5 protein-coding genes are annotated in these 7,568 nt (G+C 70.0%); all 5 read left to right on the plus strand.

The genetic code is table 11. The features are described from left to right. Positions 1-90: 90 nt before the first annotated feature. Genes J2X20_RS25380 through J2X20_RS25400 form a run of 5 tightly spaced genes read left to right on the plus strand, consistent with a single transcriptional unit; the run spans position 91 to position 7,333 of the window. Positions 91-1,059 carry a glycosyltransferase family 2 protein gene (locus tag J2X20_RS25380; RefSeq protein ID WP_310271479.1) on the plus strand — a complete coding sequence of 323 codons (969 nt, stop codon included), beginning with the start codon at positions 91-93 and terminating at the stop codon, positions 1,057-1,059. After that, complete coding sequence (locus J2X20_RS25385; RefSeq protein WP_310271482.1) at positions 1,059-2,507, plus strand: oligosaccharide flippase family protein; 1,449 nt, start codon at positions 1,059-1,061, stop codon at positions 2,505-2,507. Before J2X20_RS25380 ends, J2X20_RS25385 begins: the two co-directional genes overlap by 1 nt. Then, a complete protein-coding gene (locus J2X20_RS25390; protein WP_310271485.1) occupies positions 2,504-3,451 on the plus strand; it encodes a glycosyltransferase family 2 protein in 948 nt (315 codons plus the stop codon). Before J2X20_RS25385 ends, J2X20_RS25390 begins: the two co-directional genes overlap by 4 nt. Beyond that, positions 3,448-5,646, plus strand: a complete 2,199-nt coding sequence (locus J2X20_RS25395; protein ID WP_310271488.1) for a GNAT family N-acetyltransferase — start codon at positions 3,448-3,450, stop codon at positions 5,644-5,646. The genes J2X20_RS25390 and J2X20_RS25395 overlap by 4 nt, the downstream gene beginning before the upstream one ends. Before the next feature lie 13 nt (positions 5,647-5,659). Beyond that, on the plus strand, positions 5,660-7,333 hold the full coding sequence (locus J2X20_RS25400) for an asparagine synthetase B family protein (protein WP_310271491.1): 1,674 nt from the start codon (positions 5,660-5,662) through the stop codon (positions 7,331-7,333). Positions 7,334-7,568: the final 235 nt, after the last annotated feature.

Genomic DNA, 7,568 nt, shown 5'->3' on the forward strand with positions numbered 1-7,568 from the left:
ACAACGAGAACGCGGTTGAAGCCATTGACGACGATAGTGCTTTGCAAACGTACGTCGAACCGGCCCTGAGACGCGCCCTGAACCGGCCGCATGCATCGCATCGCCATCATCATCTGCACCTGGAACCGGGCGGCCCTGCTCGGCACGACGCTGGCCTCGCTCGGCGCCATGCGCGCGCCGGCCGACACGGCCGTCGAGGTGCTGGTGGTGGACAACAACTCCAGCGACGACACGCAGGCGCGGCTGCAGGCCCTGCAGCCCGGCTGGCCGCTGGGCCGCCTGCATGCGCTGTTCGAGCCCCGCCAGGGCAAGCAGTTCGCCCTGAACACCGGCATCGCCCGCGCCCGCGAGCTGGGCTGCGAGGTGCTGGCCTTCACCGACGACGACATCCTCTTCCCGGCTGACTGGCTGGAGAACATCACCGCCGTCTTCGGCGCCGGCGGACCGGCCCTGGCCGGCGGACGCACCGAATTGCAATGGCCGTCCTGTGGTCGCCCCGACTGGTATCACGACAGCATGGCGGCCGTGGTCGGTGGGGCCGATCTCGGCCTCCAACGCATCGCGCCGACGCCGCCCGAGTACGCGCCGGCCGGTGCCAACCTGGTGGCACGCACGGCCCTGTTCGACCGTGTCGGCGCCTTCTCCGAGCTGCACTTCCGGCACATGGACCTCGAGTTTGGCCAGCGCTGCCAGGCCCGCGGGGAAACGGTGACCTATGAGCCGACGCTGTGCATCACCGCCCCCGTCGACGCCGCCGTGCTGACGCGCCGCTATTTCCGCCGCTGGGCCTTCAAGGCCGGCCTGTCGGCCTGGTGGCCGCCGAGCAGCCGCGAATTCTTGGGCGTGCCGCTGTGGCAATACCTGCAGATGCTGCAGGATGGCCTGGGCTGGCTGCTCGGGCCGTTGCGGCGCGAGCCGGTCGCCGAGCGCTTTGTGCGTGAGTTGCGCCTGCTGCGCAGCTGGGGCCGCGTGCAGAGCCGCTGGCGCGCGCACTGGTTCCCGGGCAGCTACGCGACCTGGGTGGAGCGCCACTCGCAGAAGAAGCAGGGGCTGTACTGATGAGCACAGTCCGCCGCTCGCTCGGCTTCGCCTTCCTGGAGCGCTATCTGCTGATCGCGCTGCAGCTGCTGTCGTTCACGCTGCTGGCGCGGCTGCTGACGCCGCAGCAGATCGGCCTGTACTCGGTGTCCATGGCCCTGGTCAGCATGGCCCAGGTGGTGCGCGACTTCGGCCTGGCCAACTACCTGATCCAGCGCAAGGAGCTCAGCCCCGAGGATGTCGGCAGCGCCCTGGGCCTGTCGCTGCTGCTGGGGGGCGGCCTCTTCGTCGGCATCAATGCCGCGGCGCCGTGGATCGCCGGGTTCTACAGCGACGCCAGCCTGGCCCGCATCGTCGGCATCATCTCGATCAACTTCCTGATCCTGCCCTTCAACTCCATCTCCATCGCCCTGCTGAGGCGCGACATGCGCTTCGATGCGCTGATGCGCATCAACGTGTCTGCCGCGACGGTGGGCTGCTTCACGACGCTGGGCCTGGCCTGGGCCGGCGTCGGCTCGGCCAGCCTGGCCTGGGGCGAGATCGCCAGCAGCCTGACCATGGCCGCCGGCGTCAGCCTGGCCGGCGCCTGGGGTCGGCTGGTGCGGCCGCAGCTGAGCCGCTGGCGCGACATCCTCGGCTTCGGCGGCCCGGTCACGGCCGCCAATGTCGTGACCTCGGTGTCCATGGACATCAACGACCTGGCCGTCGGCAAGATGCTGAACTTCGGCCAGGTCGCCATCGCGAGCCGCGCCCAGGGCCTGATGAACCTGTTCGCCCGCGACATCATGGGCACGGTGCGCTCGGTGGCCTACCCGGCCTTCTCCAGGGTGCACCGGGAGGGCGGCGCGCTGGAGCAGCGCCATGTGCAGAGCCTGGCGGCCGTCAGCGCCGTGGCCTGGCCCTTCTATGGCTTCGTCGGCCTGTTCGCGCTGGAAGTGCTGCGCCTGATGTTCGGCCCGCAATGGGATGCCTCGGCGCCTCTCGTGCCCATCTATTGCGCGGCCGGCGCCGTCAGCGTGCTGAACAGCCTGGTGCCCACCGTCATGCTGGCAGCGGGCCATTCCAAGCTGGTGGCCCTGGCCGATCTCATCATCCAGCCCGTCAAGGCCCTGCTGCTGGTGGGCGTGCTGTGGTGGTGGCGGGCGCTGGAGCCGCTGGCCCTGGGCTTCCTGGCCATGGCCATCGTCGCCGTGCCCTATTTCTATGCCTTCAAGCAGCGCTGCCTGCCGAGCGACTTCCGCGCCATCGCCCGCGAGCTGTCGCGCAATGCGCTGCTGGCCCTGATCTGCCTGCTGCCTTCGGCCCTGGCCGCGGCCTGGCTGCGGCCCGCCGGTGAGGCCCTGGCCCTGCCGACCTGGCTGGGCTGCGCCGCGCTGACGAGCCTGCTGTGGCTGGCGGGCCTGAAGCTGCTGGGCCACCCGCTGTATGGCGAACTCCTCGCCCTGCTGCGCCGGAAGGTGGCCTCATGAAGGTCGCCGTCGTCATCGTCAGCTACAACGGCGCCGCCTGGATAGCCGGCGCCCTGCAGTCGCTGCGCGAAAGCAGCCATGCCTGCTCGGCAATAGTCGTCGACAACGCGTCGAGCGACGACACCGCGGCCATCGTCAGACGCGACTTCCCCGAGGCCCGCCTCATCGAAGCCGGCGCCAACCTCGGCTTTGGCCGCGGCAACAACCTCGGCATCGAGGCCGCGCTGCGCGACGGCGCCGAGGCCGTCTTCCTGCTGAACCAGGATGCCTGGGTGACGTCCGAGGCCATCGCCCAGATGGTGGCCTTCCTGGCAGCCGAACCGGGCTTCGACATCGTCAGCCCGCTGCACTGCAGCCCGGATCTCGGCCGCGTCGACCCCAATACCCAGAGCGCCTATCTGCAGCGCCACGCCAGCGCCTATCTGTCCGACGCCTGCCTGGGCCGCGTGCAGCCCCACTACGCCATCCGCGGCATCAATGCGGCGGCCTGGATGCTGCGCGCCGAGGTATTCCGCCGCGTCGGCGGCTTCGACCCGCTGTTCTTCATGTACGGCGAGGACGACGACCTCATCGAGCGCTTCGCCCACCACGGCCTGCGTACGGCCCTGCTGCCGGCCGCGCGCATCGTGCACCTGCGCGCCAAGGCGCCGCAACCGCCACAGGCCTGGGGCCAGCAGATCGCCGGCCGTGCCGAACGCAAGCGCTCGGCCCTGCTGCTGGAGCTCAAGCGCCCCGGCGGCAGCCTGCCCGGACAATTGCTGCGCCTGCTGGCCGCCGGCGTGGTACAGCCGCTGGCCGAACTGCTGGCCAATCACGACCTCAAGGCCTTCCTCGCCGGCCTGCTGGCCAGCCTGCGCGTGCTGGCCGAGATCGCCCGCATCCGCCGTCACGCCCGCCTCTGCGCAGTCCCGGGGGCGCATTTCCTGAACCTCGACACCCCATGAAGCCTGGACTGGACTGGCAACTCCACCCGCTGAGCGCGGCGCAGGGCCTGGGCCCGCACCGCGAGGCCTGGGACCGCCTCAACCAGCAGTTGATGGGTGGCCACGGCATGCTGGACGGCTTCTTCGTCGAAGCCCTGCTGCGCCATTTCGGCGAACGCGGTGCGCTGCTCGCCGTGGCCCGCCGCGATGGCGAGGTCCTGGCGATGCTGCTCATCAGCCAGCAGCCGCGCGGCCTGGGGGTCTGGTCCAGCTTCCTGCCTTCGCAGACGCAGATCGGCCCCAGCCTGACCCCCGCCGGGCTGGACCTGAGCGGCCTGCTGTCAGCCCTGCCCGGCTATGCGAGCGAGCTGGACCTGCTGTGCAACGACCCGCGCTTCGTCGACCTGCGCGAGCTGCCCAGGCTGCCCGTGCAGAGCCAGCCGCATGCGCTGACGATGAGCGTCACCCTCAGGGGCAGCTTCGACGACTACTGGGCCCAGCGGCCGCGCAAGCTGATCCAGAACATGCGCCGCTATCTGCGCCGCCTGCAGGCCGAGCCTGGCGGCGAGCGCCTGGCCGTCATCAGTGCCCCCGAGGACATCGGCGCCGCCGTGCAGCGCTATGCGGCGCTGGAAAGCAGCGGCTGGAAGGGCCGCGAGGGCACGGCTGTCAGCCACGACAACCCTCAAGGACGCTTCTACGCCGAGGTGATGCGTGAGTTCGCCGCGCGCGGCGAGGCCCTGGTCTACGAGCTCTGGCTGGGCGAGGACCTGCTGGCCTCGCGCATGCTGCTGCTGCGCGGCGGCATGGCCGTCATGCTGAAGACGGCCTTCCACGAGCAGTTCGAGCGCTTCGCGCCGGGCCGCATCCTGCTGCTGCGCACGCTGGAGGACCTGTTCACGCGCGCCCCCGGCGGCTGCGTCGAGTTCTACACCAATGCCGAGGCCGACCTGCTCGCCTGGTCCACCTCGCAGCGCTGGATCAACCATGTCAGCGTCTACCGCCACGCCGGCCTGCCGGCCCTGTATGGCCTGCTCAGGCGCGGCAGCCGGGGCTGGCGTGGTTGGCGAGGCCGCTCCAGCCAGCCGGTGGACACCGACATCATGGTGTTGCGCAGTGGCGCCAGCATCGACACCTATGTGCACGTGCAGGAACTGCCGGCGGATGTGCTGGCGCTGATGCACAAGGCCGAGAGGCAGCATGTCGAGCTGGGTGCCGACTGGTATGCCAACCTGATCGACACCGTCTATGCCAGCGAGCCGCAGGCCCAGGTGCGCATCCATGTGCTGCGCCGCCAGGGCCGCCCGCTGGCCGTGCTGCCCACCGTCGCCCAGAGCGGCGCCCTGGGCCGGGAGATCAGCGCGCTGTCCAACTACTACACGGCCATCTTCGCGCCGGCGCTGGAGGACGACGTCGAGGCCGAGGACCTGATGCCGCTGACGCGCGCCCTGCGCCGGGCCGGCGGCGGCGCGGCGGCCTACCGCTTCTCGCCGATGGATCCGGACTCGCGCGAATTCGCCCTGCTCAAGCGCGCCCTGACGCTGGCCGGCCTCAGCACGCACGCCTACTTCTCCTTCGGCAACTGGTATGAGCCGGTGCGCCAGAACTGGGCCGAGTATCTGAAGAACAGAAGCGGCCAGTTGCGCAGCACCATCAAGCGCATGGGCAGGAAGTTCGCCGGCGAAGGCGGGCGGCTGGAGATCGTGCGCGGCGGCGAGGCGCTGGAAGGCGCGCTGGCAGCCTATCGCGACGTCTATGCCCACAGCTGGAAGGTGCCCGAGCCCTATGCCGACTTCGTGCCGGGCCTGATCCGCCTGTGTGCGCGCCGCGGCTGGCTGCGCCTGGGCCTGGCCTGGCTGAACGACAAGCCGGTGGCGGCGCAGATCTGGATCGTCGCCAACGGCCGCGCCAACATCTACAAGCTGGCCTACGACCAGGCCTACAAGGCCCTGGCTCCCGGCACGCTGCTGACCGCGCTGCTGATGGAGCAGGCCCTCGACCAGGACCGCGTCCAGGAAGTGGACTACCTGATCGGCGACGCCCCCTACAAGGCCGAATGGATGAGCCAGCGCCGCGAACGCCTGGGACTGGTGGCCTACGACCCCTTGACGCTGCGCGGCCTGCTCGGCCTGGCGCGCCAGACCATAGGCAATGTCTGGCGGCGCCTGCAGGCGCAACGCGGCACCGCCCATCCCAACGACAATCCCGCGTCCTGACCCCAAGACTCGCATGCAAGCCCAAGCCCTGCCGCCCGACACGCCGTTCGCTTCCGGTTCCCCCCGCTTCGCCGCCCCGGCCGGCGATGCGCTGGCGGCCTGGAGCCAAGCCTATGCCGCACGCGGCGTCGCCTGCGCGGCCGACGTGGGCGGCGAATTCGCCGTCGCGCTGAGCCTGCCCGGCGGCGGCAGCTATCTGGCCGTCGACCGCTTTGCCGTGCACAGCCTGTGCTATGCCGTGCGCGATGGCCGCCTGCATTTCGCGACGCGCGCCGACGAGCTCGCCCGCCTGCTCGGCATCCGCGAGCTCGACCCGCAGGCCCTGTTCGACTACCTCTTTCACCACTGCATCCCGTCGCCGCGCACCATCTATGTCGGCATCCACCGGCTGCCGCCGGCCCATTACGCGCTGTTCGAGAACGGTCAGCTGACCGTCGCGCCCTACTGGGTGGCGCGTTTCGACGAACTGGCACGCCCCGACTTCGACACGCTGCGCGACGAGTTCCGCGGCATCCTGCGCACGGCCGTGCGCGAGCGCCTGGGCGCCGACGGCAAGACCGCCTGCTTCCTGTCCGGCGGTACCGACAGCTCCACCGTCTGCGGCCTGCTGCGCGAGGCGACCGACCGGCCGCCGGCCAGCTATTCCATCGGCTTCGATTCCGAAGGCTATGACGAGATGGAGTACGCGCGCATCGCCGCCAAGGCCTATGGCGCCGATCACCACGAGTACTACGTGACCCCGGCCGACCTGGTCAAGGCCATCCCCGACGTCGCCGCCCACTACGACCAGCCCTTCGGCAACTCCTCGGCCGTGCCGGCCTTCTACTGCGCGCGCAAGGCGCACGACGACGGCTACACCCGCATGCTGGCCGGCGACGGCGGCGACGAGCTCTTCGGCGGCAATGTGCGCTATGCCAAGGAACGCGTCTTCCACGTCTACAGCCAGATCCCGTCGCCGCTGCGCGCCGGCGTGCTGAACCCGCTGTTCGTCAACCCGGTCACCGGCAACATCCCGCTGTTGAAGAAGGGCACCAGCTACATCCGCCAGGCTAGAGTGCCCATGCCCGACCGCATGCAGAGCTACAACCTGCTGGACCGGCTGGGGCTGAACGAGGTGCTGACGCCCGCCTTCCTGGCCGCCGTGGACACCGGCGCGCCGCGCGACCATCAACGCGCCACCTGGGCTGCCGGCCCGCACGAGGCCAGCCTCGTCAACCAGATGCTGGCCTTCGACTGGCGCTACACCCTGGCCGAGAACGACCTGCCCAAGGTCGTCGGCACCACCGGCCTGGCCGGTGTGGACGTCAGCTTCCCGCTGCTGGACACCAGGCTGCTGGACTTCTCGCTGAAGCTGCCCACCAGCTACAAGCTCAAGGGCCTGAAGCTTCGCTGGTTCTTCAAGGAGGCCCTGCGCGGCTTCCTGCCGGACGAGATCCTGACCAAGAAGAAGCACGGCTTCGGCCTGCCCTTCGGCCCCTGGGCCGTCAAGGACGCGGCCCTGAACGCGCTGGCCGCGGAGTCGCTGCGCGGGGTGGCCGCGCGCGGCATCGTGCGCCCCGAGTTCGTCGAGAGCCTGCTGACCCAGCGCCTGAAGGAGCACGCCGGCTACTACGGCGAGATGGTCTGGATCCTGATGATGCTGGAGCAGTGGCTGCGCCGGCATGCGCCGGACTACCGGCTCGGCTGAACGGCGGGCTGCAAGCCCCCCCGCCGATCAAGAGCTTGCTGATCTATCCACGTTGACGCGGGCGTGCCCTCTTCGGCTTGGGGCATGCACCCCGTCAGCTCCAACGGCCCGGCCCTCTTGACTAGGGCGACGGGGTCCAGGCCTCCACCTCGACGATGCGCGAGAGATAGTATTCCGAGGCGTTCACCAGAACGCGGATGCGCTGTGTGGTGATGGGCGCGAAGACGAACTGGCG

It is taken from the genome of Roseateles saccharophilus, from assembly GCF_031458095.1.
Lineage (GTDB): Bacteria > Pseudomonadota > Gammaproteobacteria > Burkholderiales > Burkholderiaceae_C > Pelomonas > Pelomonas saccharophila_A.

Coding starts and splice junctions, on each gene's coding strand:
- J2X20_RS25395 (WP_310271488.1), top strand. CDS start 3,448: ATGAAGCCTGGACTGGACTGGCAACTCCACCCGCTGAGCGCGGCGCAG.
- J2X20_RS25380 (WP_310271479.1), top strand. CDS start 91: ATGCATCGCATCGCCATCATCATCTGCACCTGGAACCGGGCGGCCCTG.
- J2X20_RS25385 (WP_310271482.1), top strand. CDS start 1,059: ATGAGCACAGTCCGCCGCTCGCTCGGCTTCGCCTTCCTGGAGCGCTAT.
- J2X20_RS25400 (WP_310271491.1), top strand. CDS start 5,660: ATGCAAGCCCAAGCCCTGCCGCCCGACACGCCGTTCGCTTCCGGTTCC.
- J2X20_RS25390 (WP_310271485.1), top strand. CDS start 2,504: ATGAAGGTCGCCGTCGTCATCGTCAGCTACAACGGCGCCGCCTGGATA.